Below are 24,069 nucleotides of genomic sequence, written 5' to 3'. Positions count from 1 at the left end.
GAAAATGCTATTCTTCGCCGCTCCCGCAAGCGGACGCAGCGATGTTCAAGCAACTCGAAGGCGAACCCCGTGGCGAACGCCACCCGATCTCCGACGTCCTGGACCGCCTGAAGCTCAATGCCGATGGCCTGATCCCCGCGATCGCCCAGCAGCACGACACCGGCGAGGTCCTGATGCTGGCGTGGATGAACCGCGAGGCCCTGAACGAGACCCTGGCCACGGGGCGCGTGTGCTACTACTCGCGCTCGCGCCAGGCGCTGTGGCGCAAGGGCGAGCAGTCGGGCCAGGTCCAGCAACTGCACTCCCTGCACCTGGACTGCGACGGCGACACCCTGCTGCTGAAGGTCGACCAGACCGGGCCGGCCTGCCACACCGGACGTCGCAGCTGCTTCTACCTGCAGGTCGAGAACGACAGTGTCGTGGTCACCAGCGACCCCGAGATCGCGCCGGAGACGCTGTACGGCAAGGGAAACACCGAATAATGAGCGAGCCCCGGACCCTCACCCTGCACAACACCCTGGGCGGGCACGACGAAGCCTTCGTGCCGCAGGACCCGGAGCGGGTGACCCTCTACGTCTGCGGCCCCACCGTGTACAACCGGGTGCACATCGGCAACGGGCGCCCGGTGGTGGTGTTCGACGTGCTGTTCCGCTTGCTGCGCGAACTCTACGGTCCGGACCACGTGGTCTACGCGCGCAACATCACCGACGTCGACGACAAGATCAACAAGGCCGCCGCCGACAACGGCGAGCCGATTGCCGCCCTGACCGAACGCTTCACCCGCGCCTTCCACGAGGACATCGCCGAGCTGGGCACGCTGGAGCCCACCCTGGAGCCGCGCGCAACCGAACACATCCAGCCGATGATCGAGCTGATCCAGCGCCTGATCGACCGCGGCCACGCCTACGTCGCCGAGGATCACGTGCTGTTCGACGTGACCTCCTACCCCGAGTACGGCGCCCTGTCCGGCCGCTCGCTGGACGACATGCAGGCCGGGGCCCGGGTCGAGGTCGCCGACTACAAGCGCCACCCCGGCGACTTCGTGCTGTGGAAGCCGGCTGCCGCGGGCGAGCCCGGCTGGGAAAGCCCCTGGGGCACCGGCCGCCCCGGCTGGCACCTGGAGTGCACGGCGATGATCCGCGCCCACCTGGGGCCGATGATCGACATCCACGGCGGCGGCCACGACCTGGTGTTCCCGCACCACGAAAACGAGATCGCCCAGGGCTGCGCGGCCGAAAGCTGCCACGAGCACGGCACGCACTATGCCCGCTACTGGGTGCACAACGGCCACCTGACCATCGACGGCGAGAAGATGTCCAAGTCGCTGGGCAACTTCCAGCTGCTGCACGACCTGCTGCAGCACTACCCCGGCGAGGTCCTGCGCCTGGCCCTGCTGTCGCGCCACTACCGCGCCCCGCTGAACTTCTCGGAAGAGACCCTGACCCAGTCGCGCAACAGCCTGAACGGCCTGTACCGCGTGCTGCGCGACGCCGCCGGTATCGAGCCCGCACCGGTGGCCGCCGCCGACACCCCGGTGTTCGCGGCGCTGCTGGACGACCTGAACACCCCCGCCGCGATCACCGCGCTGCACCGCATGAGCGATGCCCTGGCCGCGGCCGGCGACGACGCCGAACGCGCCCGGCGCAAGGGCGAACTGCTGGCCGGGGCCGGCCTGCTGGGCCTGCTGCAGCAGGACCCGGGCGTCTGGTTTCAGGGCGATTCCGGCGACGACGAGCTCGCCGCCTGGGTGGAGGAACGCATCGCCGCGCGCCAGGCGGCCCGCAAGAACCGGGACTTCGCGACCGCCGATACCATCCGCGACGAGCTGACGGCCCGCGGCATCGAGCTCGAGGACACCCCCGACGGCACGCGCTGGCAGCGCGCCACCTGAAGCCGATGCGTATCCGCCCCTGGTTCGTGCTGATCCTGGGCCTGCTGCTGCCCACCGGGGTGCTCGCCCACCCGCATGCCTGGATCGACCTGCGCGTGGGACTGGTCTTCAACGAGGCCGGCGAGCTGCTACGCATGGAGCAGTCCTGGCGCATCGACCCCACCTACAGCCACATGCTGCTGGAGGACCTGACCGGCCAGCTCGACGGGGACACCGACATTGACACGGCCCTGGAGCACGCCGCCGAACGGATGCGCGAGAACCTGGCCGGGCATGACTACTTCACCGAACTGAGCACCGGCGAGCGCGACCTGGACGTCCCGCCGGCGCGCAACGCCCGTCTGACCCTGGAGGACCGCCGCCTGCACCTGCGCTTCGAGCTGCCGCTGGAGGACCTCGACATCACGGCCGGGGACCGCTTCAGCTACCGCGTGTTCGATCCCGAGTACTGGATCGAGATCCTTCACGACCCGGAGGACATCGTCTTCGTAGAGAACCGGCCCGGCTGCGCGGTGACGATCGACGAACCGCGGCCCGACCCGCAGCTGATCCGCTACGCCGCGACCCTGGAACGCCAGGATCGCAGCCCGGTCGACAACCTCGGACGCCACTTCGCGGAGACCGCCACGCTGGAATGCGACTGAGGGGGATGCCGCTTCACAACCGGACGGCGCACACACCACCCGACCGCTCGTGTGTTATACAGTAACGTTATGGACCAGGTAACGCATCGAATCCGGCATCTGCTGGAGTCCGCCTTCCCGAGCCTGCTGATGCTGCTCGCGTTGTGCCTGCTGTTCAGCGGTCCGGGCCTCGCACAGGCCGAGACCGGTCATCCGCTGGGCGCCCCCACCGAGACGCCCGCCGAGCGCGGGAGCCCCGCTGCCCCGGACCGCCTCGATACCCCAGCCCCGCTGGCCGAACCGCCCGGTCCCCTGGAACGCCTGACCGGCTGGATGCTGCAGACCCAGCGCCAGCTGCACCGCAGCCTGACCGAAGGCCTGCACGCCCTGCGCGACGGCCCCACCGCGCACACCGCCGGGGCGCTGATCCTGGTCAGCCTGCTGTACGGGATCTTCCATGCCGCCGGCCCCGGCCACGGCAAGGCCGTCATCAGCGCCTACCTGCTGACTCAGCCCCAGAATCTCCGCCGCGGCATCCTGCTGTCCACCGTCTCGGCGATGGCACAGGGCGTCACCGCCATCGTCCTGGTCGGTGTGCTGATCGGCCTGTTCGGCTGGCTGGCGCGGGACACCCTGGGCCAGGTGCGCACTCTGGAGATCGCCAGCTTCGCCCTGGTCGCGCTGCTCGGGCTGTGGCTGATGGCGCGCGCCCTGCGTCACGCGTGGCGGCTGCATCGCGCGCATCGGGCCGCGCCCGTCCATGGACACGACCACGAGCATGTCCATACCCATGGACATGGACATGAACATGACGCCCACTGTGGCTGCGGGACCCCGCACCACGTAGACCCCAACCACCGCGGCACCTGGTGGGGTACCGTGCTGGCCGTCGGCATCCGCCCCTGTTCCGGCGCCGTGCTGATCATGGCGGTCTCCGCCGCGCTGGGACTGGCCTGGGCCGGCGTGGCGGCCGTGCTCGCGATGTCCCTGGGGACCGCCGCCACCGTCTCCGTGCTGGCGACCCTCGCCGTTTCGGCACGCGACTGGACCCGGCGCTGGCTGGGCCCGACCCGCATGGGCCGGCTGACCTACATCGGCCCGGCCCTGGGCCTGGCCGGTGGCGGCGTGATCGCCCTGATCGGTCTCAGCCTGGTACTGGGCGCAATCGCCTACCAGCCCGTGGCCCATCCCTTAGGGATTCGCTGAAGTCACCGGGCTTGCCCCGCCCGCGTGCGTCCTCTAACGTCCGGGACAACCGAACCCCGCTTGCGAGGACGCCATGCCGTCGACCACCATCACCCCGGAACAGGCCCCGACCCTGCCCGCGCTGTTCCGCACCCGAGTGTCCATGAGCCCGGATGCGCCGGCCTATCGTCACTTCAGCGCCGCCGACGAGACCTGGAAGCAGACGACCTGGAGTGAAATGGCCGCGATGGTCGATCGCTGGCAGGGGGCGCTGGCGCGCGAGGGCTTCAAGCCCGGCGAACGGGTCGCGCTGATGCTCGGCAACTCGCGCGAGTGGGTCGCCTTCGACCAGGCTGCCACCGAACTGGGGCTGATCACCGTCCCGCTGTACACCGATGACCGCCCGGACAACGTCGCCTACATCATCGGCCAGACCCAGGCGCGCCTGCTCCTGCTGGGCGAGAGCGCGCACAGTCGCCGCCTGTCCGAACACTTCGCGAACATGCCCTCGCTCAAGCGCATCGTCTGCCTGGGCCACACCGACGGCCAACCCGAAGACGAGCGGGTGATGGACCTCGAGAACTGGCTGGAGCGCGGCGACCCCGAGCGTGTACACCGCCCGGACCTCGACCCGCTGGCCCTGGCCACCATTGTGTTCACCTCCGGCACCACCGGCCGGCCCAAGGGCGTGATGCTGTCGCACCGCAACATCCTCGACAACGCCTGCGCCTCCGCCACTGCCGGCCCGCTGTCGGATGCCGACCGCTTCCTGTCCTTCCTGCCGCTGTCGCACATGCTGGAGCGCACCGGCGGCTACTACATGCCGATGCTGATCGGTGCCGAGGTCGCGTTCGCCCGCTCCATCCAGGGGCTGGGCGAAGACCTGATGTCGGTCCAGCCGACCGTGCTGATCTCGGTTCCGCGCATCTACGAACGCGTACATGGCCGCATCCAGGCCGGCCTGAAACAGAAATCCGCGCTGGGTCGCGGGCTGTTCAAGGCCACCGTGGCCATCGGCTGGCGCCGCTTCGAATATCAGCAAGGGCGCGCGTCCTGGTCACCCGGCTTCCTGATGTGGCCGCTGCTGGAGCGCCTCGTCGCGCACAAGGTCCTGGACCGCCTGGGCGGCAAACTGCGCTTCGCGGTCTGCGGCGGCGCGCCCCTGCCGCCGCCGATCGCCCGGTTCTTCATCGGTCTCGGCCTGCCGGTGCTGCACGGCTATGGCATGACCGAATCCAGCCCGGTGGTCAGCGTGAATACCCCGGACGACAACCTGCCCGCCTCCATCGGCAAGCCGCTGCCCGGCATCGAGGTCAAGATCGGCGAGATGGACGAGCTGCTCACCCGTTCCAGCTGCGTGATGCTCGGCTACTGGAAGAACGAGGAGGCTACTGCCAGCACGATCGACGAGGATCGCTGGCTGCACAGCGGGGACCAAGCCCGGATCGACGACGATGGGCACATTTTTATAACGGGACGACTGAAGGACATCCTCGTGCTCACCAACGGCGAGAAGGTCCCGCCGGCGGACATGGAAATGGCCATCGCCCTGGACGCCCTGTTCGACCAGGTCATGGTCGTGGGGGACAGCCACGCCTTCCTGACCGCCCTGGTTGTCCCCGAGCCCGAGGCCTGGACCACCTTCGCCGAGGACCAGGGCCTTGACCCCGGCGCCTCCGGGCGGCTGCCGCGCTCCGCCGAACGCGCCCTGCTGCAGCGGATTCAATACCAGCTGCGCGACTTTCCCGGCTACGCCAAGATCCGCCACGTGCACGTAGTGCATGAACCCTGGTCGGTGGACAACGGCATGCTGACCCCGACCATGAAGCTCAAGCGCCCGGTCATCTCCCAGCACTACGCCGACGCCATCGAGGCCATGTACGCCGGCCACGACTAGGATCCCTTTATATATTCACCACGAAGCGCACGAAGGCACGAAGAAGGTCACGGTCAAGGTCGAAAGCGTTTCTACCACGGAGGACACAGAGGGCACGGAGAAATCCCTTCCTGGGTGGGCAGGACGCCGATGATCGCAGCCAAGCACGTCCATCCTATAGGGCGAACCGGCCGCGATGCGGTTCGCTGTGATCAACGCACCCTGAGCACCCGAACAACTGCAGTGTTCTCAGTGCTCTCCGTGGTTCAATCGCCCTGGCCCTTCTTCGTGCCTTCGTGCGCTTCGTGGTGAAAATGTCCTTTTAACTGCGGCATGAAGCCCGAAAACGAAAAAGGCCCCGCAGCCGGGGCCGCGGGGCCTTGAGGGCGCGCCAGGCGCGCCGCCGGTTCAGATGAACAGGCAGATGTCGGACTCGCCGGCGAACTCGAAGAACGCCGCGGCCCCGGCGTATTCCACGCCGTCGATGAATTCGCTGGTGTCCATATCGAACAGGTCCACCGTCATCTGGCAGGCAATCATGCGCACCTCGGCCTCCAGGCACAGCTCGCGCAGGTCGCCCAGATCGGAGACGCCCTTGGCCGCCATCTTCTTCTTCATCATCACGGTCATCATCTTCTGCATGCCCGGCAGGGCCTGCAGCATCACCGGCATGGGCATCGGCATGGGCATGCCCGGGTTGCCCAGCGAAGTCACCTGCAGATCCAGCTTCTTGCGCAGCAGTTGCAGACCATAGAAGGTGAAAAACACCTCGCAGTCATAGCCCAGTGCAGCCGCGGTGGAGGCCAGGATGAACGGGGGATAGCCCCAGTCCAGGCTGCCCTTGGTGGCAATAATGGCCATTTTCTTCTGATCACTCATCTTTACTCTCTCCTCCATTGGTAACAGGAACCGGACCCGCCACAGCCCCCTGCGCGATCCGTCCCCAGTTGGTTAAAGCCCTTGGTCTATCCGGCTCACTGCCCCGACGCCTGACGCCCCCTGCGCCAGTCGCGAATCAGTGCACATCCGGCACAAACCCCCAGCGCCGCCATGCTGGCCCATACCGAGATGGGCACCAGAATCATGGCCAGCGCAAACATGAGCCACGCCAGTATGGTCATCGTTCTCCTCCTGCACAACGTTTGCGGCCAGAAGCCGCATCGGTTGGTCGCCTTGCTTGTGGTTGCGAGCCATCACGCGAGGAGGAGGCACTCGACCTCCTACCCCTGGCGCTTCTCCGGCACCTCCGGCTCGGCGTAATCGCGGGGCGCATCCGTGCCCGGCGTCGGTTCCGGGGCCGGGGCTTCCGGCTCCCTGGGATGGTAAACATCGGTGGCCGAGGCACGCCCGCCCTGCCGCGAGACCGGGCTGGCATCCACGAACTGATTGTTCAGGCGCTGGATATAGGCCTCGGCGCGGTCGCGCAGCTGATGCAGGCGGCTGATCATGCGGCGCCCCAGGCCCAGTGGCGCCCGTCCCATCATCGGCTGCCAGGGGCGCGTGTTCTTCTCGAACGCCGCGCGCCAGTTCCCGGCGGCGGTCTCGGTCGGCAGGGTCCGCGCGATGCGCCGTGCCAGCCAGCGGCGGTTGAAGAAGTGGATGCCGCCCAGCACGATCGCCAGCACGACGAGCCCGAAGCCCGTCATCAGCGGACGCTCGCCCATGGCCTGCCAGACGCTCCCGTCGGTCCAGGGCGCGATGCCCCCTGCCGACTGGTACCCGATCAGGCCCAAAAGCACCGCGACCACGGCGAACATCCCGGCATCAAACTGCACCACCCGGCGGCGCCACTTCTCCAGCGCCTTCTTCAGGGCCGGCAGGGCGTCCATCTCGATGGATTCGGCGATGGCCTGCAGCGAGCCCAGGATGCGGTAGGAGCGCGAGGAGCTGATCTCCTGGATCTTGGCGTGGATCTCCTCGCGATCGCGGCGGGACTTCTCCTCGTAGCGCTCGCGCACCTGCGGATCGCCGATCTCCACCGCCGCGCTCTCGTTGTACAGGCAGTAGAAGCGCCCGGTCGCGTTGCCCTGGCGTACCACGGCCCGCTGCCAGGCGGAGACGACCTCCTCCAGGTTGTCCTCGCGCCAGGTGGTGTCGATCTGGTTGAGGATGAACACCAGCTTGGTGAAGTCGTTGCGCTCGGCGACGCGGTTGACCAGGTGCTCCAGGGTGTCGCGCATCGCGCCCGGTTCCGGGTGGCGGGCGTCGAAGAACACCAGCACCAGATCGGACAGATCGATGATGTGATCGGTCAGCTGCAGGATGGTCGCGCGCTGCTCGTCGGCATCGAAGCCGGGGGAGTCAATGATGATGCGGCCCCGCAGACGCTCCGAGCGCGCGGTCTTCATCGCCAGGAAGTGGTCTACCGTGCGCCCGCCGCCGTCGGTAATCCGCTCGATCTCGTCAGACACCCGATAGAACGGGAAGCGCGGATCGCCGTCCAGAGCCAGCCCCGGGAGTTCCTGCACATGCTCGCTACCGCCGTAGCTGATCACGGTGAACTTGTCGTCGACTGCCTGCGAACCGCTGCGCTGTACGGTCGTGCCCACGTACTCGTTGATGAACGTGGACTTGCCGGCGGAGAAGGTGCCCAGCGTGGCGATCATCGGCCACCAGGAGATGCCAAAGGCGTAGGAATCCTCCGTGGGATCCAGGAGGCCGGCCGCATAGCCGACCCGGTCCAGATCCCGGAACGGATCGACCACGCCTTTCAGGACCGGATTCTCTTCGGCAAGGCGGTCGCTCAGCAGCTTGAGCTGCTTGCGCACGCGAGGGCCAGGACGATTGAACATGCGGACTCCGTCAGTCAAAACGCGCGATCAGCGCGGGTAATACGGCCCTGGGGAACCCCGGACCGGACCGCCCTGATCGGTGAATGGGTTGAACATGTTCATCATACCCATGGGGCCGCCCACATTGCGATTCAGGCTCCACATATCCTGCTGCATGCCCGTGATCGAGCCCGCCATCACGCGGGTATCGCGCGTCATCGAGCCGATGTTGGCGTCCATCGACTGCGTATTGCCGGCGATCACCGCGACCTCGTCGTTCATCACCCGCATGGTGTTGTTGATGTCGGTCATCTGCCGGTCCATCGACGCCATATGCCCCGCGATGGTGGACATGTCGCGGTCCATCACCTGCGTCATCTGGGTGATCTCCTGGGTAAGCTGGCCCACATCCCGGGTCAGGCTGGTGATCAGCCAGAAACCGTAGATGGCCAGCACGATGAAGGCCACCAGTGCGGTGTAGACGATCAGTTCCAGACGCCGGGAACGGGCATCCGCCTTGTCGGCCTCGTCACGGACCTCTGCAAACTCGCTGCTACTTTCTTCACTCATTGAACGCCCTTTGCTGTTTCATGGAAACGGGAGCCATCCCCGTCAGAAGGCGCCAACGGCAGCGCGATCGATAATTTCCTCCAGGGATTCCTTCACAAACACCGCCTGCTCGTGCAGATCTTCGGGCAACGGCCGCCCCCCGTGGATCATCGGGTTCAGGTCCAGGGTCATCAGCCACAGATTGCCCTCGGCATCCTCCTGCAGCACGATCCGGCAGGGCATATAGGCCGCCATCGCCGGGCTGTGTCGGACCATCTGCGCGGCGATGGCCACATCGCAGAACATGTAGATCTTCAGGAACGGGAAGTCCTCGCCGGTCACGCTGCGGACCTCCTCGCCCATCGGCAACTCGCCGACGTTCCGAATATTCAGCTCGTTGGCCACCAGGCGCAGCACATCCTCCACGTCCTCGACTTCAAGCCCCTCGTCCACCTGGCGCTTGTAGACCATGGCCTCCGCGGCATCGCCCGTCTCCAGTACCGTCCGGGCCATCTGCGAATAGACCTTGGGCGCCTGGGCGTCCAGGGACCGCGCCTGGCTCAGGTAGGGCTCGAAGGCGAAGATGGCATACCCCACGCCGATCAGCGCCAGGAGCCCGATCACGACCAGTGCATTGCGGATGAAACGCATGAAGCTCTCCTCCTTCCATCGCGTCCGCAGCCCGGCAGCCCCGGGCGCGAATCGTTATTGTTTTTTGCGGCGCCGCCGCCCGAACAGCGCCACCGCCAGGGCATCCAGCTCGGCGGCGGCCTTGCCGCGCGGCTCCAGTTCGCGCACCGACAGCCCCTCGCTGAACGAGCGCCGGAACGCCATGCGCTGTTTCAGTCGCGGCTTCAGCAGGCGCACGCCCTCGATCTGCTGCAGCGCCTCGAAGGTTTCGTCGGTCTCGCGCACGGCCTGGTGCGTGTCCGCGCGGTTGATGAATGCCAGGATCTCCGGGCGTTCGCCGGATCCACGCTGCTCCTGAATCCGCTGTACGAAACGATACGTCGACCAGACATCCGCCTGGCTGGGGGGCACCGGGATCAGCACGCGGTCCGCGCCTTGCACCGCCGCCATCAGCGAGGCCATGTCCGACGCGCCGACATCGATCAGCACCTCGTCGTACTCGCCGGCGCGGGCACGCGCCGCGTCGAGGCCCTCCACCGCGTCCAGCGCCGGTTCATAGCCCTCCTCCCGCCGCACCTCCAGCACGTCGCTGAGGGTGCGCTGGGGATCCAGGTCCACGGTCAGGGGCCGGCGGCGTCCTTCCAGCAGCCACAAGGCCAGATTGAAGGCCACGGTACTCTTGCCGGTACCGCCCTTGAGATTGGCGACGACGGTCTGCATGGCGTCTCCTTGGAACATTGCGGATTGACGGCTGCGTGCAGCCCGTCAATCCGCAACACTCCGGAAAAAGGGCCTGCCCGAAACGGGCAGGCCCGGACAGCGGGATGGACTTAGTTGCCCTGACCCTGCTGCTGTTGCTGGGGCATCTGACCCTGCGGACCCCAGCCCTGCGGACCGTAGCCCGGACCATAGCCATAGCCAGGACCGTAGCCGTAACCCGGATGGCCGTATCCATGGCCATAACCGCGGCCGTAGCCGTCGCCGTAACCGTGACCATACCCGTGGCCATGGCCGCGACCGCGAGCGGAGAAGTCGAAATCACCCCCGCCCATCATGTCGCTCATCATGTCGCCCATACCGTGGCCGCGGCCATAGCCCGGGCCACCGAAGAAGGGCATGCTGGGGCCATAGCCGTAGCCGGGGCCGTAATGGCCGGGACCGTACCCGTAACCCGGGCCGCCCCACTGGGCGGAGGCCATCATCGGGGCGGCCAGGCCACCCAGGGAAACGGCGAGAACTGCTGCCTTGACGAACTTGTTCATGGTGCTACCTCCTGAAGGAGTCATGCCCTCAATTTGAATGCGCGCACGCGGGGAGGGCTTCCCGAATACGCGCCTTACCGGTCAGGGGAACGGAAAACCGCCCATCCCCCAGGGGAAGGCCGAAAACGGCCCGCCCATTCCCGGATACCCGGGCGAACCCGGATATCCGTATGGATACCCTCCTGGCATCCCGCCAGGGGGGTGGAACGACGGAGAACCCGGCGCCCAGTAAGGACCTTGCGGCCCGTAGCCCCGGTACCCCGGAGCATGCGGCGGCGGGCCCGGCGCATCCCGCGATTCGGCCCGTCGGGACGGGTCGTAGTCGCGGTCCGGGAAGCGCCCGCGCGGGCGTTCCGGGGCCGAGCGCTGTACCTCCGGCGAACCGGAGGCCCAGGGGTTGTGGCGATCACTCGCCGCCAGGTCGGCGACCGGCAACAGGAACCCCGCAGCCAGCACGACCCCGAGCATCGGGATCGTGCTGACTCGCGTGCGTTTCGATTGACCGGACTGCCTGCCCTGCATGGCGAACCGCCTCCGTCTGGCTTCCACTACGACGGGCCTGCGTGCCCGTCGATCTGCGATGACTGATCCGCGGATCAGTAGCCGCCACCTTCTTCCATGGCTTCACGACGCTCGCGCATCATCTCCATGCGTTGCTCGCGCTGGCGCTCCATCTCTTCTTCATACGCGGCACGGCCGGCCTCCATCGCCTTCTGGCGTGCCTCGCGCATGGCCTGCATCTCTTCCATGCGTTCCTGGCGCTCGGCATGCTGCGCCTGGATGCGCTCGCGCATCTCTTCCGGCATGTCTTCCGGCAGGTTGTCCGGATCGAATTCCGGCATCTGGCCGTAGCCCGGGCGCTGCTGCATGCCGTAGCCCGGCTGCATCATCCCGGGATGGCCGAAGCCGCCCTGCTGCGGGCCGGGACCGTAGCCCTGGCCGTACCCGGGGCCGTAGCCATACCCGGGGCCGTAACCCTGATGGCCACGACCATAACCCTGCCCGTACCCGTCGCCATGGCCACGGCCATAGCCCTGGCCATGGCCTCGCCCGGACATGCCGAAGCTGAAGTCACCGGAGCCTTCGCGTTGCTGCATCATCCCGCCGCCGGGATGCATGCCCATGCCCTGGCCATAGGGGGCGTGACCGTAGGGACCGGGCACCGGACCCTGCTGGCCCATCGCCGGACCCTGGCCGTAGCCCTGCTGCTCGTCGGCCTGGGCCACACCCAGGGCCAGCACGGATGCCACAGCGGCGCTGGCCAGCGTGGTACCGATCGTTCGGGTGTTGAATCGCTTCTTCATCGGGAACCTCCTTGAGGTCTTGCTTGCGTGATCATTTGAGTCGAATCCCGCGCCGGGCGCGGCCCTTGCCGGGCGTACCCGACTTGCCACCCCCCTTGGGAGTGGTGCCGCTCTCCTTGCGGCCGGTCTTGCTACTGGTCGAGGCGGATTTGGCGGTTCCGCCGGTCTTCTTGTTGGACGCCGGCGCCGTGCGCTTGTTCGCCGCGCCACCACTTGATTTGGGTCCGCTGGCGGCCTGGCCGGACGTGCTCGCACGCCCTTTGCTCTGGCTACCCGCGCCGCCGCTAGTCGTCCTGGCCTGGGACTGCGTCTTGGCCTTTGTCTCTGTCTTCGTCGTGCCACTGGACGCCTTCTTCGCGGTCTTCGTACCCGCGGCACCGCTCCCGGCCGCGCCGGCCGCGCGGCTGGAGCCGCCCTTCGCAGACCGCGATTCCGTGGCGCCGGACGCGGACGTCGCCTTCGCCGACGCCGCGCGGGATGCCCCGCCGGCGCGGGACTTCGCTTTCTTTGGAGGCGCCGCGTCCTCGGCCTTCACATCCGCGTTGTCGGTGGCCGCCGGCGGGGTCGCCGTGCCCCAAGGCTCGGCGGCGGGCTCCGGCTCTTCCGGGCGACCCGCCGGTTGGGGTGCCTGCGCGACCGGCTCCGAATCCGCGGGACCGGCCGATTGGCGGTCCTGCGCCTTGCCCGCAGCCGGGCCGGAGCCCGTGTCCGACGGCCCGCCACTCGCCGGACCGCTACCGAAGCCCGGGGTGGAGCCGCCGCCCGACGGGCCGCCCGGCCCGCCGCCACCGTCGCGACGGCGCTCCAGCAAGGACCGGATCAGGCGCCACAGGGCGAACGCGAGATCGCGCAGGCCCTCGAGGAAGGCCAGGGCCAGGCACTTGAGGTACAGGCCGGCATACTGCACCGCCTGGGTCACCGGCCCGCCCTCGCGCGGGCCGAAGAGGTCGTTGCCCGCGGCGCCGGCGGTCGCGCCCGGAGCCGGGGCCGCCCCGCCGCCATGGCCGTTGCCGTGGCCATTACCGTTCGCGCACACCGCAGCCGCCTCGCCGTTTTCGTCCAGGCTGGTCGGGCAGAAGGCGCGGCGCCCGGAGATGCAGCCCAGCGGGATTACCAGCAGGGTCAGCAGGGTGGCCACCACGGTGCCGAACATCAGCGAGATCGCCATGCCCTGGAAGATCGGATCGAACAGGATCACGCTGGAACCGGCCAGCAGGGCCAGCGCGGTGATAATGATCGGGCGGGTACGCGCCTGACAGGCCAGGATCATCGCGTCGCGCACGTCGTGGCCCTCGTCCACCGCCTGGCGGCCGAAGTCCACCAGCAGTATCGAGTTTCGGACGATGATGCCCGCGAGTGCGATGAAGCCGATCATCGAGGTCGCGGTGAACTCGGCGTTCATCAGCCAGTGGCCGGGGATGATCCCGATCAGGGTCAGCGGGATCGGGGCCATGATGATGCCCGGCAGCACGAAGTTGCCGAACTCCCAGACCACCAGCATGTAGATCAGGATCAGCGCGATCGCGAAGGCGATGCCCATGTCGCGGAAGGTCTCGTAGGTCACCGTCCACTCGCCGGCCCACTCGAACGCGGTGGAATCGTCATTCGGCGGCGGTCCCAGCCAGTGCGGCTGCACCTGGCTGCCATCCGGAAGCCGGTAGTCCTCCAGCTGCTCCTGGACCTCCAGCATCCCGTACACCGGCGCGGCCAGGCGGCCGACCACCTCGCCGGTCACGTACTCCACCGGACGCAGGTTCTTGTGGTAGATCGGCTCGTCCTGCGGGCGCTGGACAAACTCGCCGAGCTCGGCCAGCGGGATGGACCCGCCCTGCCGGGTAAACACGGGCAGCATTTCCAGCTGCCGGATGTCGTTGCGCGTGGCCATCGGCAGGCGCATCTCGATCAGGTGCGGCTCAACCAGCGACTGCGCCTTCACGTCGCCCAGGATCTGTCCGCCGATCGCGGTCTCCAGGGTGCGGTTGATGGTCTCGACGGTCACGCCGCGGCGCAGGGCCTTGTCACGATCCACATCAAAGTGCCAGACGTCGTGCGGCGCCTGCAGGAAGCTGTCCACGTCCGCTACGTGCTCGGCATTGGCGAACATGCCTTCCAGATCACGGGCGACCGCACGGCGGGTTGCCGCGTCGGGGCCGTAGACCTCGGCCACCACCGACTGCAGCACCGGCGGGCCCGGCGGCATCTCGACCACCTGGATACGCGCACCGGCGGCGCGAGCCAGCGGGGTCAGGCGTTCGCGGGCCTCGGTGGCGATCTCGTGCGAGGTGCGGCCGCGGTCGCCCTTGTCCACCAGCTGCACCTGGATATCCCCCTGCCAGGGTTCGTCGCGCAGGTAGTAGTGGCGCACCAGGCCGTTGAAATTGAACGGCGACGCGGTGCCAACATACGACTGCAGGCCCACCACCTCGTCCATCTCGCGCAGCACCTGTGCCATGTCGTGGCTCAGGGTGGCGGTCTCGGTCAGGGCGGTGCCCTCGGGGAAGTTCACCACCACCTGGAACTCGGGCTTGTTGTCCAGCGGCAGCATCTTCACGCGCACATCGGTGGTCATGAACAGGCTGACCATCAGGAAGAAGATCACGATCACGCCGATCAGGAAGGCATAGCCGCGCACGGGGTTATCCGCCAGTCCCGGGATCGCCGTGCGATAGAACCGACCCAGCTTCTCGGCCTGGCGGTGTTCCTTGTCGGTGGCCTTTTCGAGGTAGGCCATGCTGGGGCGCAGGCGCTGGGTCAGCCACGGGGTAAAGACAAAGGCCGCGACCAGCGAGAACAGCATGGCCACGGAACCCAGCACCGGGATCGGCTGCATGTACGGGCCCATCATCCCGGAGACGAAGCCCATCGGCAGCAGCGCCGCGATCACGGTGAAGGTGGCCAGGATGGTCGGATTGCCGACCTCGCGCACCGCATCTACCGAGGTCTCGGTATCGATGCCGCGCTTCATCAGCCAGCGTCGGTAGATGTTCTCCACCACCACGATGGCATCGTCCACCAGGATGCCGATGGAGAAGATCAGCGCGAACAGGCTGACGCGATCGATGGTATAGCCCAGGACCCAGGCGCTGAACACGGTGAACAGGATCACCACCGGAATCACGATCAGCACCACCAGCGCGGCGCGGATCCCGAGGAACAGCCCGACCAGGATGGTCACCGCGAAGGTCGCGATGAACAGCTTGAAGATCAGTTCGTTGACCTTCTCGTTGGCGGTCTTGCCGTAGTCGCGCGAGACCGCGACCTCGACGTTGTCCGGGATCACACTGCCCTTCAGGCGTTCGAGACGTTCGAGGACATTGTTGGCCACGGTCACGCCGTTGCTGCCGGGCTTCTTGGCGATCGCCAGGGTCACCGCCGCCGCGCCCTCCGGCGCCGCGTCCGGATCCACGGCGGCCGGCCCGGAGTAGTGCCGCACGAAGCGGTCCACCTCGCCCGGTCCGTAGGTCACCTCCGCCACGTCACGCAGATACACCGGCTGACCGTCACTGACCGCCACCAGCAGCTGCTCCAGATCCGCCGCCCCGGTAAAGAACCGCCCGGTGTACACCGCGGTGCTCAGGCCATCGCTCTCGATGCGTCCGGCGGCGCCCTCGACGTTCGCGGACTGCACGGCCTGTGCGATCTGGTCCAGACTGACATCGAACCCGGCCAGGCGCTCCGGCTGCACCTCGATGCGCAGGCGCTCCTCGCGCCCGCTGACCACGAAGCTCTGACTGGTATCGGGGACCTCGTTCAGCTGTTGCTGCGCATCCAGCGCGATTTGGCGCAGCAGGGCATCATCCACCTCGTGCGACCAGAAAGTCAGGTTCACCACCGGCACATCATCCGCGCCCTTGGCCTTGACCATCGGCTCGCTCACACCCGGCGGCATCAGGTCACGATTGGCAAACAGCTTGTCGTGCACCTTGACGATCGAGGACTCCATGTCCTCGCCTACATCGAACTGCACGGTCACCATCGCCTCGCCGCGATGCGATACGGAGTAGACGTTGTCGACACCGGAGAGCTCGCTCATCAGCCGCTCCAGCGGCCTTGCCGCCAGGCTCGCCACCTGCTCCGACGGCACGCCCGGGTAGGACACCATGATGTCCACCATCGGCACGGAGATCTGCGGATCCTCCTGGCGCGGCGTCACCATCAGGCCGAGGATGCCGATCGCGATACTGGCCAGCAGCAGCAGCGGCGACAGCGGCGAATGGATAAACGCCGCCGCCATGCGCCCGGCAATGCCGGGGTCGCCGTGCTTCTGCCGGAAACCGGTCTCGGATTGTCTGTCGTCTTCGGCCATCGAGCTTGAACGGTCCTGTTGTCGGTCTGGCGTCCCGGGCACCGCCAGGGGCGGCGCCTTGCCACCGGTGCGCCTGCCAGGGGCGCCTGCCGGTGCTGTGAATCCGGTTTTGGGCCGGAGAGGCGTCCCTACATGCGGCTCCAGGGATCGGCGTCACCCCCGCGGCGCCCGGCGCCCGCATCCGGAGAGCGTCCACCGACCGGCTGGCCGGAGCGCACGCCGGCATCCGGCCGCGCGAGAATCTGCATGCCCGGCTCCAGCCCGGAGGTCACTACCACCTGGTCCCCGCGCGACCCCCCAAGACGCACCATGCGCACCCGCACATGGCCCTCGCCGTCCAGCACGGCCACACGCGGCAAGGCGCCCCCCGGGATCAGGGCGGAACGCGGGATCACCACGCGGTTGCCCGGCGTACCGGCCTGCGGCAGATGCACCGCCGCATGCATGCCCGGCCCGCCGCGCACGCCCTGGGGCAGATCGAACTTGACGGTCACGGTATGGCGCTGGGGATCGGCCAGGGGGAAGATCCGGGCGACCCGGGCCTCCACCTCGTCGCCGGTATCCAGCCGCACCTGCACGTAGTCGTCTTCCTGCAGGCTGCTTACCAGCCGCACCGGCACCTGGGCCTCGATGCGCAGGAACTCGACATGGCCGAAGCTGACGAGCGGCTGCCCGGGCTGCACGGTGTCGCCTTCTTCGACGTGCTTGTGCATCACCAGGCCGTCAAAGGGGGCCTCGGAGCGGGTGTCGCGAATGGCGGCGTCCAGCTCGGCCACGCGGGCCCGGGCCTGTTCCCAGCGCGCCTGGGCCTGGTCCACGCCGATGTAGCGGGAGTAGAGATCGGTGCGTCGGTCCAGCGCGGGGTCGCCCATGCCCATGAACTGGCCCATCGGCTGGGTAAACATCTGGTCGAACATCGATGGCACGCCCATGCCGGGCATCTGCCCGATGTTGCGCGACTGCGGCGAAATCATCTCGCGGCCGTACTGCATCTGGGCCTCGCGGATCGCAGCCTCGGCGGTACGCATCTCGGCCTCGGCCGCCTGGCGCTGGGCGCGCAGCCGGTCATCGCTGATCGCTACCAGCACGGTCCCCTGTTCGAAACGGTCGCCCTCGGCACCGGCTACGTCGACCACGCGCCCCGAGGACTGCGCCGTCAGCGTGACCTCGCGGAAGGGAATCACCGTGCCACTGACCGTCTGGGTGGCCGCCTGATCCGGCTCCACCGTGAGGACGGGGCCGGAGGCATGCACCAGCGACAGGCCCCACAGAGGCAGTGCCAGTGCCGCACCCAGCAGGGTCCGGGCCAGAAGGCGTCGGGAGACTCGAGCAATCATGATCGTCCTACCTCGCGCCGAATGCCGCGATGAGAGAGGGGGTGCCGGGCCTGCGCGCCTGCACGCGCCGGGGCCCGGGCAAACGATGGGCCGCAGCCGACCGACTGCCGGGGGAAACGGCAACGAGCCTGGTCCGGCGACCGGTGTCAGCCGGATGACCACCGAAGCGGGTATCCATATCCCAGTATGTAGAAGAACTCATGCCGAACTACAAGCAACGTATATGCCAGTATTGTGACATTCTTATAAATCAATCACTTGATTCTGATTTGCTGATATTCAGGGCACACCTGTTGCAACACCCCCGTTTCGCGCTATAACCGAGACAGGGATTGGCGAAACGGGGGATTCCCGGGTGTTGCAGGAGGCCCCGGGTGTTGCAACACCGTCCCGCTGCCGCCGGCCCCTCCAACAAGAAAAAGGAGGCGGGATGACCACAACCGAACTGGCCGAGATCTGCATCCGACACAGTCGGGATCCACACCTCATCAGCGATACCCGGGGCCGGGTCCTGTTCGCCAACCCGGCCTTTCACCAGACCCTGCAAATCCCCCCGGATACCCCCCTGACCCTGGACCAGCTCGGGTCGCTGAATCTCGAGGCACATCTGAAAGAGGCCGCCGTCGCCGCCGGCGACGACGACGCCGACGCCAACCGCACCCCGCACGCCCTGCACTTCTCGCTGATGGCCGAACTGGAGGACGAGACCCTGCCACTGGAGGTCATCAGCCAGCCCCTGCGCCTGAACGACGACGCCCGCGCGCTGCGCCTGATCACCCTGCAGCCGCAGCGCCGGCGCACCACCTCGGTGGAGACCGTTAGCGAGGATGGTCGGGACGGACTCGATGACAGCCACTTCCATTCCCATGACGCCCATTGCCGCCCCACCCTCCAGTTCGCGCGGCGCGTCGCCGCCAGCGATGTGCGCGTGATGCTGCTGGGCGAATCCGGCACCGGCAAGACCCGCCTGGCGCGTGCGATCCACCAGGCCAGCCGCCGCGCCGAGGCGCCGTTTGTCGAGATCAACTGCGCGGCGATCCCCGAGGAACTGCTCGAATCCGAGCTCTTCGGTCATACCCGGGGTGCCTTCTCCGGGGCGGTCAGTGACCGCATCGGGCGCTTCGAGTCCGCCGATGGCGGCACGCTGTTTCTCGACGAGATCGGGGAGATGAGTCAGCGGCTGCAGGCCAAGCTGCTGCGCGCCGTGCAGGACGGCGCCTTCGAACGCGTGGGGGAGAACACCACCCGGCAGGTGGACGTGCGCATTCTCGCCGCGTCGAACCAGGATCTGCGCAGCCAGGTGGAGGCCGGCGAATTCCGCACCGACCTCTTCTACCGACTGGCCGTCGCAACAGTGGACATCCCGCCGCTACGCGATCGTCCCCGCGATCTCGCGGCCACGCTGCAGGCCTACGAGGTGCATCACGGCATCCGCATCGCGCCCCATCTGAAGGAAAAGCTGCAGGAACACCCCTGGCCGGGCAACTTCCGCGAACTGGAGAACGTCTTCGAGTGCCTGACCCTGCACGCCCGGGATGGCCAGGTCGACGACTTCCCCCTGCCCCAGCCGATCCGGGTGGATGCAGACATGGGCGACACGATCCATGCCCCGCGTACCAACGGGCATGACCACGGCCGCACCGCCAGTGCCGAGCCGAATAGTCTTGGCGCCAATGGCACCCAGGCCAGCGAACATCCCGAGGCGCGGCGCCTGCGCGAGGCGCTGGTGGCCCATGCCGGCAACCGCTCGCAGACCGCACGCGCCCTCGGCATGGATCGCAGTACCCTGTGGCGCAAGCTGCACCGCTACCAGTTGGTTTGAGGAGCACTAGCCGGACGCGGCGCCTCCACACGACAAAAGGCCCCGGAGATGTGCATCTCCGGGGCCTTTCTGATCGCCCGGGCACGGCGGCCCGGGATCGCTACTACCGGAACTGGCGCAGGTGACGCGCCCCGTCCCGGTGGTGACGGTCATACACCGGCGCCAGGCGCTCGACCATCACGCGTCGCTCGCCGGCGGGCAGCAGGTCCAGGGCGCTGTCCCATGCCCGCATGGCCCCGCGGGCATCCCCCGCAGCATAGAGGGCGTTGCCCAGCTCGCCGTAGAGGTCGGCACGCTGAGCGGCCGTCGCCGGAATGTCCGCCAGCGCGGTCCGCAGGACAGCAGCCGCAGCCTCCGGCCCGTCACTCCAGTACGCGGCGCGACCGTTCTCCAGCGCCTCCTGCACCTGGCGCGCGACCTGCTCCTCGCTCACCGGCTCGCCGTCGGCCGTGGTGCGCGGCTGCTCCCGCGGGTCCGGAATCGGCCGATGCATGCCGGTGTCGTCGTCGCGCTCGTAGGCCTCGCCGGTCATCGGGTCCATATCGCCCTCCGACAGGCGGCCCTCGCGCGGCGGGCTCGCGGGCGTGCGCGACTCGGCCGCCGGATCATCCTCCGCCACGGCCACGGCCTCGACGTCTTCGTCCTCCGGCACCGCCTCCACGCTGGGCGCCAGCACGTCCCGCGCCGACCAGGCGATCAGCCACAGCACGATCACGATCAGGATCCACCAGCGACTCAGGAAACTTCTCTGCTTGTTATCTGCCTGTTCCATGCCTCACCTTTTCCGGTTATCCCCGTCCGATTCTATCCTGCACGGGTTCAACGTCCAGCGAAACGGGTACCGGGATTTCCTGCCGAACCCCGCGATTCACCCGCGCGCCCAAGCCGGCGGCAATCCCAGCACGTCCTGGTGACCGACCACCAGCTCGACCTCGCCCCGGGCAAGGGCGCGTGCCCGCGACTCGCCCCAGGCCTGCAACGCGGCCGCGCGATCTGGCACGACCTCGCAGGCCGCATCCACCCAACCGTCGATCAGGGCCGCCCCCAGCTTCGCCTGCCCGGCATCCAGGCGCCAGTCGCTCGCGCGCGTTTCCACGCGATGCCCGTGCGCCTCGAGCCGGGCCGCGCAGACCGACGCGGCGGTCGGGCCCAGCGCCGGCCCCAGGCCCTTGTCCGAACGCTGATGCCGATTCACCGCATCCTCCAGCTCGGCATCCAGGGGCTGCGGATCCGACCAGCGGATCCGCCCGTCATAGCTCAGCGCGAACAGGACCGCCGTCCCCTGGCGGGCACAGCCCTCCAGCAGCCGGGCAAGCCAGGCTTCGGACACCAGATCCAGCAACGCCGCCGCCGTCACCAGCGGCTCGTCCCCCGCGAGCGCCGCCGCCGGGTCTGCCGCCAGATCGGTCACCCGCCGCTCGAGCGCGACCCCGGGGCCCGGGGCCGCCGCGCGCTGCAGCAACCCCTTATCGTGATCCACCAGCCGCCAGTGTTGCGGGGTCGGCAGCCGGGGCGCGAGATAGCGCAGGTTGGAGCCGGTCCCGCTGCCAAGATCGGTGACCCTCAGGGCATCCCCCGTCACCCGGCCGGCCAGCGCCGCGCCCAGCATCGCAACCAGCGCGTCCGAGCGCGCCGCGTGATCCGCGGGTTCGCGCAGGGCGAGCCAGTCGGCGTCGAAGGTCTCGGTCATCGCAGCCAGTCCTCCAGCGTTCGCTCCAGCGCGGCCACCGCACCGTCCCAGTCCGGTCGTTCCGTCATGGCCGCGCGGGCCGCCCGGCCCATCCGTTCGCGCCCCCGCGGGTCGCGCAACAATCCCTCGATGGCCCCAGCCAGCGCCCCGATATCACCCGGCGGCACCAGACGCCCGGCGGCCTCGGGGACGGTCCCCGGGATCGCACCACCAGTGGTCCCGATCACCGGAAGCCCTCGGGCCATGGCCTCGGTGTAGGCCATGCCAAAACCCTCGTAGACACTGGGCAGGACGAACACCGACGCCTGCGCGTACCAGCCCTCCAGCATCGCATCGTCGCACTCGCCGGCCCATTCGATGCGACCCTCCAGCCCGGCCGCCGCGATCGCCGTCTCCACCCGCCGGGCATACGCCGCATCCCGATCGCGCGCGCCCACCAGCACCGCCCGCCAGTTCTCGGCCTCAAGCCGGGCCAGGGCCTGCACCAGTTCCAGCTGCCCCTTGCGCGGGACCACCGTCCCCACGCAGAGCAACAGCCGCGGCGCGCCGGGCGCCGGACCGGTCGCAGGCGGGCGCGCCTCGACGCCGGGCGGGATCGCCTGCAGTCGCTCCGGGGGCATGCCCCAGGCGGCCACCTGCCCCGCCGTAAAGGCACTGGTCGCGACCACACCCCGCACGTGCCCGAGGGCAGCGCGCTCCCGCGCGAGCAGGTCCTCCGACCGCGCCGGCGCCAGGCCGGTCTCCAGCCCCAGCGGATGATGCAGCAGGTAGATCAGGCGCAAGCGCACAGCATGTCGGGCCAGCACCTCGGGGAAGGCCCCCGCCGCCAGTCCGTCCAGCAGCACACCCCCGGCATCGGGAATGCCCGCAAGCGCGGTATCCAGCGCCGCCGCGGCCTCGGGATCAGGCCCCGGGAAGCAACCGTCCAGTTCATGGACCGCCACCCGCCAGCCGCGCGCCCGCAGACCCGCGACCATGCGCGCGTCGTAGCGATAGCCCCCTGTGCGCTGATTCAGCGCCCCCGGGACCACGAACGCTAGGGAAACACTGATCAATGTGCCCACTCGCGCTCGAGTCGCTTTTGCGTGCGTTTAATGCGCGGTGACCGCCGTGCAGTCATTCTGCACAAGGGAACCGCAACGCTGTGCGCGCGCCCGTTTTTGATAGCAACGGGCGGCCGAGCCCCTTGGGGTTGGTACCCCAGATTCCCCGATCCTGCGTTGCGACGCTTGCCGGTAGAACCACTACCGGCTGCGCACCGCGCCTTGTCTCGGAAAACCTGGGGTACCAACGCGAGCGTGCACATTAATCAGTGTTTCCCTTGTTCGCGCATTCCGCTCAGGGCGCGGCCTCGTAGCTGGCCCAGGCAATATGCGACTCGTTCAGCGTTACGCACACCGCATCCAGCTCGCGCGCGGACTCGCCCAGCTCGCCGGCATGGATGGCGCTTGCCACGCGCTGGTGCAGCGCGTGGGCCAGAAACTCGGTGGTCGTGTTCTGGCCGCGAAACTCCTCGCGCTCGTCCAGGTTCTGGTAATTGAGATCCGCCAGGAGGGCCTTTACGACCTCGCTGGCGCGGCCGATATCGACCACCAGTCCGTCCGCGTCCAGCGCCCGGCGGCGGAAGGTGACATCGACCACGTAGGTCGCGCCGTGCAGCTTCTGCGCCGGACCAAAGGTCTCGCCGGCGAAGCTGTGGGCAATCATGAAGTGGTCACGCACGTTCAGGCTGTACATCGGGTGGTTCCCCGTCTTGAGAAATAAAAGATCAGTAGCGGACGCGGTGGCAAAGGGTGCGGGCGGCCTCGGGCCCCGTGACGCGGGCCATCGCCGCGGGCAGGTTGGCGAAGGCATCCTCGCCAGTGATCAGCGCGTCGAGTGCGGGATCGGCCAGCAGGGACAATGCAAGCGCCAGGCGGCGACGGTAATCCCAGCGCGCCGCGCGCTCCGGCGGGATGCGGCCCACCTGTGAACTGCGCAGCGTAAGCCGCCGCGAATGGAACGCCTCGCCCAGCGGTGCCGGCACCGGCTGGTCGCCGTACCAGCTCATCTCCACCACCCGCGCCTCGACCCCGGCCAGGTCCAGGGCCTGCGCCAGCCCGGCCGGGTTGCCGCTGGCATGCACCACCCCGTCCAGCCCCTGCAGCTCCGGGTTCCCCCGCGCCGCCTCCGGCGTACAGAGCGACAATCCCAGCGCCGCCGCCACGGGTTCGCGGGCGGGATTGGGGTCGATCAGCGTGACCTCGGCGCCCGGCATCGCCCGCAGCAACCCGGCCACCAGCAGGCCCACCACGCCGGCGCCGATCACCGCGAGGCGATCCCCCGGACCGGGCTGCAAGTCCCAGACCGCGTTGATGGCCGTCTCCATGTTGGCCGCCAGCACCGCGCGCCCCGAAGGCACGGCATCCGGTATCGGCACCACCGCGGCGGCCGGCACCGTGTAGGCGCTTTGATGCGGATACAGGCAGAACACTCGCTGCCCGTCCAGCCCGTGCGCCGCGCCACCCGCCTCAACGGTGCCGACGCTGATGTAGCCGTACTTCACAGGCCACGGGAATTCGCCGGCCTGGAACGGCGCGCGCATCGCCTGATACTGGCTCTCCGGCACCCGACCGTGGAACACCAGCGACTCGGTCCCGCGGCTGATCGCCGAGAACTGCGTGCGCACCCGCACCGCGTCCGGGCCCGGCTCCGCCAGTGCCTCCGGACGCAACGCGCCCGTGCCCGGGCCGGTGACCCAGAAGGCCTGTTCGGAGCCGGCCGTGCTCACCGGGAGGGTCCCGGAAACGGGGTGCGCTGCCACGCGATCATCCGCGCAGTGTG

General features: G+C 68.4%; 21 protein-coding genes. 6 read left to right on the top strand and 15 right to left on the bottom strand.

Going from position 1 to position 24,069, the window contains the following annotated elements:
- Positions 1-41 precede the first annotated feature (41 nt).
- From hisI to D107_RS0103275, 5 genes are all read left to right on the top strand, one after another.
- Positions 42-482, top strand: coding sequence for a phosphoribosyl-AMP cyclohydrolase (gene hisI, locus D107_RS0103295; RefSeq protein ID WP_018866473.1), 441 nt, complete (start codon positions 42-44; stop codon positions 480-482).
- Positions 482-1,891 (top strand): cysteine--tRNA ligase, encoded by a 1,410-nt coding sequence (gene cysS / locus D107_RS0103290; RefSeq protein WP_018866472.1) that lies wholly within the window; start codon positions 482-484, stop codon positions 1,889-1,891. The genes hisI and cysS overlap by 1 nt, the downstream gene beginning before the upstream one ends.
- Positions 1,892-1,896: 5 nt before the next feature.
- A complete protein-coding gene (locus D107_RS0103285) occupies positions 1,897-2,535 on the top strand; it encodes a DUF1007 family protein (protein ID WP_018866471.1) in 639 nt (212 codons plus the stop codon).
- A 129-nt stretch (positions 2,536-2,664) separates the two neighbouring features.
- The gene (locus tag D107_RS0103280; protein WP_196799916.1) at positions 2,665-3,720 is read left to right on the top strand and encodes a nickel/cobalt transporter; all 1,056 of its coding nucleotides are present in this window, start codon (positions 2,665-2,667) and stop codon (positions 3,718-3,720) included.
- Between the two features lie 73 nt (positions 3,721-3,793).
- Entirely contained in the window at positions 3,794-5,596 is a 1,803-nt protein-coding gene (locus D107_RS0103275; protein WP_018880759.1) for a long-chain fatty acid--CoA ligase, read from the top strand.
- Between the two features lie 387 nt (positions 5,597-5,983).
- Here D107_RS0103275 and D107_RS0103270 read toward each other — a convergent pair whose 3' ends face one another.
- The 10 genes from D107_RS0103270 to D107_RS0103225 all read right to left on the bottom strand — a co-directional run bounded on the left by D107_RS0103270 (position 5,984) and on the right by D107_RS0103225 (position 17,734).
- Positions 5,984-6,454, bottom strand: coding sequence for a DsrE/DsrF/DrsH-like family protein (locus tag D107_RS0103270; protein WP_017941517.1), 471 nt, complete (start codon positions 6,452-6,454; stop codon positions 5,984-5,986).
- Between the two features lie 95 nt (positions 6,455-6,549).
- Positions 6,550-6,696, bottom strand: a complete 147-nt coding sequence (locus D107_RS14085) for a hypothetical protein (RefSeq protein ID WP_018866467.1) — start codon at positions 6,694-6,696, stop codon at positions 6,550-6,552.
- Positions 6,697-6,795: 99 nt separating this feature from the next.
- The gene (locus D107_RS0103260; RefSeq protein WP_018880758.1) at positions 6,796-8,367 is read right to left on the bottom strand and encodes a dynamin family protein; all 1,572 of its coding nucleotides are present in this window, start codon (positions 8,365-8,367) and stop codon (positions 6,796-6,798) included.
- Positions 8,368-8,394: 27 nt separating this feature from the next.
- Positions 8,395-8,916 carry a hypothetical protein gene (locus D107_RS0103255; protein WP_018866465.1) on the bottom strand — a complete coding sequence of 174 codons (522 nt, stop codon included), beginning with the start codon at positions 8,914-8,916 and terminating at the stop codon, positions 8,395-8,397.
- Positions 8,917-8,958: 42 nt separating this feature from the next.
- Positions 8,959-9,546 carry a DUF302 domain-containing protein gene (locus D107_RS0103250; protein ID WP_018866464.1) on the bottom strand — a complete coding sequence of 196 codons (588 nt, stop codon included), beginning with the start codon at positions 9,544-9,546 and terminating at the stop codon, positions 8,959-8,961.
- Between the two features lie 54 nt (positions 9,547-9,600).
- Positions 9,601-10,245, bottom strand: a complete 645-nt coding sequence (locus tag D107_RS0103245; RefSeq protein ID WP_018877915.1) for an AAA family ATPase — start codon at positions 10,243-10,245, stop codon at positions 9,601-9,603.
- A 110-nt stretch (positions 10,246-10,355) separates the two neighbouring features.
- Positions 10,356-10,787, bottom strand: coding sequence for a sulfur globule family protein (locus D107_RS0103240; protein ID WP_018866462.1), 432 nt, complete (start codon positions 10,785-10,787; stop codon positions 10,356-10,358).
- Positions 10,788-11,383: 596 nt separating this feature from the next.
- A complete protein-coding gene (locus D107_RS0103235; protein ID WP_018866461.1) occupies positions 11,384-12,091 on the bottom strand; it encodes a sulfur globule family protein in 708 nt (235 codons plus the stop codon).
- Between the two features lie 31 nt (positions 12,092-12,122).
- Positions 12,123-16,397 (bottom strand): efflux RND transporter permease subunit, encoded by a 4,275-nt coding sequence (locus D107_RS0103230; protein WP_018880757.1) that lies wholly within the window; start codon positions 16,395-16,397, stop codon positions 12,123-12,125.
- A gap of 128 nt (positions 16,398-16,525) precedes the next feature.
- Positions 16,526-17,734 carry an efflux RND transporter periplasmic adaptor subunit gene (locus D107_RS0103225; RefSeq protein ID WP_018876152.1) on the bottom strand — a complete coding sequence of 403 codons (1,209 nt, stop codon included), beginning with the start codon at positions 17,732-17,734 and terminating at the stop codon, positions 16,526-16,528.
- Positions 17,735-18,164: 430 nt separating this feature from the next.
- On the opposite strand from D107_RS0103225, the gene D107_RS0103220 reads away from it, so the two are divergent.
- The gene (locus tag D107_RS0103220; RefSeq protein WP_018876151.1) at positions 18,165-19,556 is read left to right on the top strand and encodes a sigma-54-dependent Fis family transcriptional regulator; all 1,392 of its coding nucleotides are present in this window, start codon (positions 18,165-18,167) and stop codon (positions 19,554-19,556) included.
- A gap of 103 nt (positions 19,557-19,659) precedes the next feature.
- Here the strand turns inward: D107_RS0103220 and D107_RS0103215 are convergent, their stop codons facing one another.
- From D107_RS0103215 to D107_RS0103195, 5 genes are all read right to left on the bottom strand, one after another.
- Positions 19,660-20,328, bottom strand: coding sequence for a hypothetical protein (locus D107_RS0103215; protein ID WP_018866457.1), 669 nt, complete (start codon positions 20,326-20,328; stop codon positions 19,660-19,662).
- A gap of 96 nt (positions 20,329-20,424) precedes the next feature.
- Entirely contained in the window at positions 20,425-21,246 is an 822-nt protein-coding gene (locus D107_RS0103210) for a hypothetical protein (RefSeq protein WP_018876150.1), read from the bottom strand.
- On the bottom strand, positions 21,243-22,277 hold the full coding sequence (locus tag D107_RS0103205) for a glycosyltransferase (RefSeq protein ID WP_018876149.1): 1,035 nt from the start codon (positions 22,275-22,277) through the stop codon (positions 21,243-21,245). The genes D107_RS0103210 and D107_RS0103205 overlap by 4 nt, the downstream gene beginning before the upstream one ends.
- A gap of 307 nt (positions 22,278-22,584) precedes the next feature.
- Entirely contained in the window at positions 22,585-22,983 is a 399-nt protein-coding gene (locus D107_RS0103200) for a 6-carboxytetrahydropterin synthase (protein WP_018876148.1), read from the bottom strand.
- Positions 22,984-23,014: 31 nt separating this feature from the next.
- Positions 23,015-24,016, bottom strand: coding sequence for a zinc-binding alcohol dehydrogenase (locus D107_RS0103195; protein WP_018866453.1), 1,002 nt, complete (start codon positions 24,014-24,016; stop codon positions 23,015-23,017).
- Positions 24,017-24,069: the final 53 nt, after the last annotated feature.

It is taken from the genome of Thioalkalivibrio sp. ALE30 (genome assembly GCF_000377465.1).
Taxonomy (GTDB): Bacteria; Pseudomonadota; Gammaproteobacteria; order Ectothiorhodospirales; family Ectothiorhodospiraceae; genus Thioalkalivibrio.
This window is presented reverse-complemented; position numbering and strand designations above follow the sequence as displayed.

What these genes read in the sequence shown, in the direction of transcription:
- hisI (WP_018866473.1), top strand. Translation starts at nt 42, where the DNA reads ATGTTCAAGCAACTCGAAGGCGAACCCCGTGGCGAACGCCACCCGATC.
- cysS (WP_018866472.1), top strand. Translation starts at nt 482, where the DNA reads ATGAGCGAGCCCCGGACCCTCACCCTGCACAACACCCTGGGCGGGCAC.
- D107_RS0103285 (WP_018866471.1), top strand. Translation starts at nt 1,897, where the DNA reads ATGCGTATCCGCCCCTGGTTCGTGCTGATCCTGGGCCTGCTGCTGCCC.
- D107_RS0103280 (WP_196799916.1), top strand. Translation starts at nt 2,665, where the DNA reads ATGCTGCTCGCGTTGTGCCTGCTGTTCAGCGGTCCGGGCCTCGCACAG.
- D107_RS0103275 (WP_018880759.1), top strand. Translation starts at nt 3,794, where the DNA reads ATGCCGTCGACCACCATCACCCCGGAACAGGCCCCGACCCTGCCCGCG.
- D107_RS0103270 (WP_017941517.1), bottom strand. Translation starts at nt 6,454, where the DNA reads ATGAGTGATCAGAAGAAAATGGCCATTATTGCCACCAAGGGCAGCCTG.
- D107_RS14085 (WP_018866467.1), bottom strand. Translation starts at nt 6,696, where the DNA reads ATGACCATACTGGCGTGGCTCATGTTTGCGCTGGCCATGATTCTGGTG.
- D107_RS0103260 (WP_018880758.1), bottom strand. Translation starts at nt 8,367, where the DNA reads ATGTTCAATCGTCCTGGCCCTCGCGTGCGCAAGCAGCTCAAGCTGCTG.
- D107_RS0103255 (WP_018866465.1), bottom strand. Translation starts at nt 8,916, where the DNA reads ATGAGTGAAGAAAGTAGCAGCGAGTTTGCAGAGGTCCGTGACGAGGCC.
- D107_RS0103250 (WP_018866464.1), bottom strand. Translation starts at nt 9,546, where the DNA reads ATGCGTTTCATCCGCAATGCACTGGTCGTGATCGGGCTCCTGGCGCTG.
- D107_RS0103245 (WP_018877915.1), bottom strand. Translation starts at nt 10,245, where the DNA reads ATGCAGACCGTCGTCGCCAATCTCAAGGGCGGTACCGGCAAGAGTACC.
- D107_RS0103240 (WP_018866462.1), bottom strand. Translation starts at nt 10,787, where the DNA reads ATGAACAAGTTCGTCAAGGCAGCAGTTCTCGCCGTTTCCCTGGGTGGC.
- D107_RS0103235 (WP_018866461.1), bottom strand. Translation starts at nt 12,091, where the DNA reads ATGAAGAAGCGATTCAACACCCGAACGATCGGTACCACGCTGGCCAGC.
- D107_RS0103230 (WP_018880757.1), bottom strand. Translation starts at nt 16,397, where the DNA reads ATGGCCGAAGACGACAGACAATCCGAGACCGGTTTCCGGCAGAAGCAC.
- D107_RS0103225 (WP_018876152.1), bottom strand. Translation starts at nt 17,734, where the DNA reads ATGATTGCTCGAGTCTCCCGACGCCTTCTGGCCCGGACCCTGCTGGGT.
- D107_RS0103220 (WP_018876151.1), top strand. Translation starts at nt 18,165, where the DNA reads ATGACCACAACCGAACTGGCCGAGATCTGCATCCGACACAGTCGGGAT.
- D107_RS0103215 (WP_018866457.1), bottom strand. Translation starts at nt 20,328, where the DNA reads ATGGAACAGGCAGATAACAAGCAGAGAAGTTTCCTGAGTCGCTGGTGG.
- D107_RS0103210 (WP_018876150.1), bottom strand. Translation starts at nt 21,246, where the DNA reads ATGACCGAGACCTTCGACGCCGACTGGCTCGCCCTGCGCGAACCCGCG.
- D107_RS0103200 (WP_018876148.1), bottom strand. Translation starts at nt 22,983, where the DNA reads ATGTACAGCCTGAACGTGCGTGACCACTTCATGATTGCCCACAGCTTC.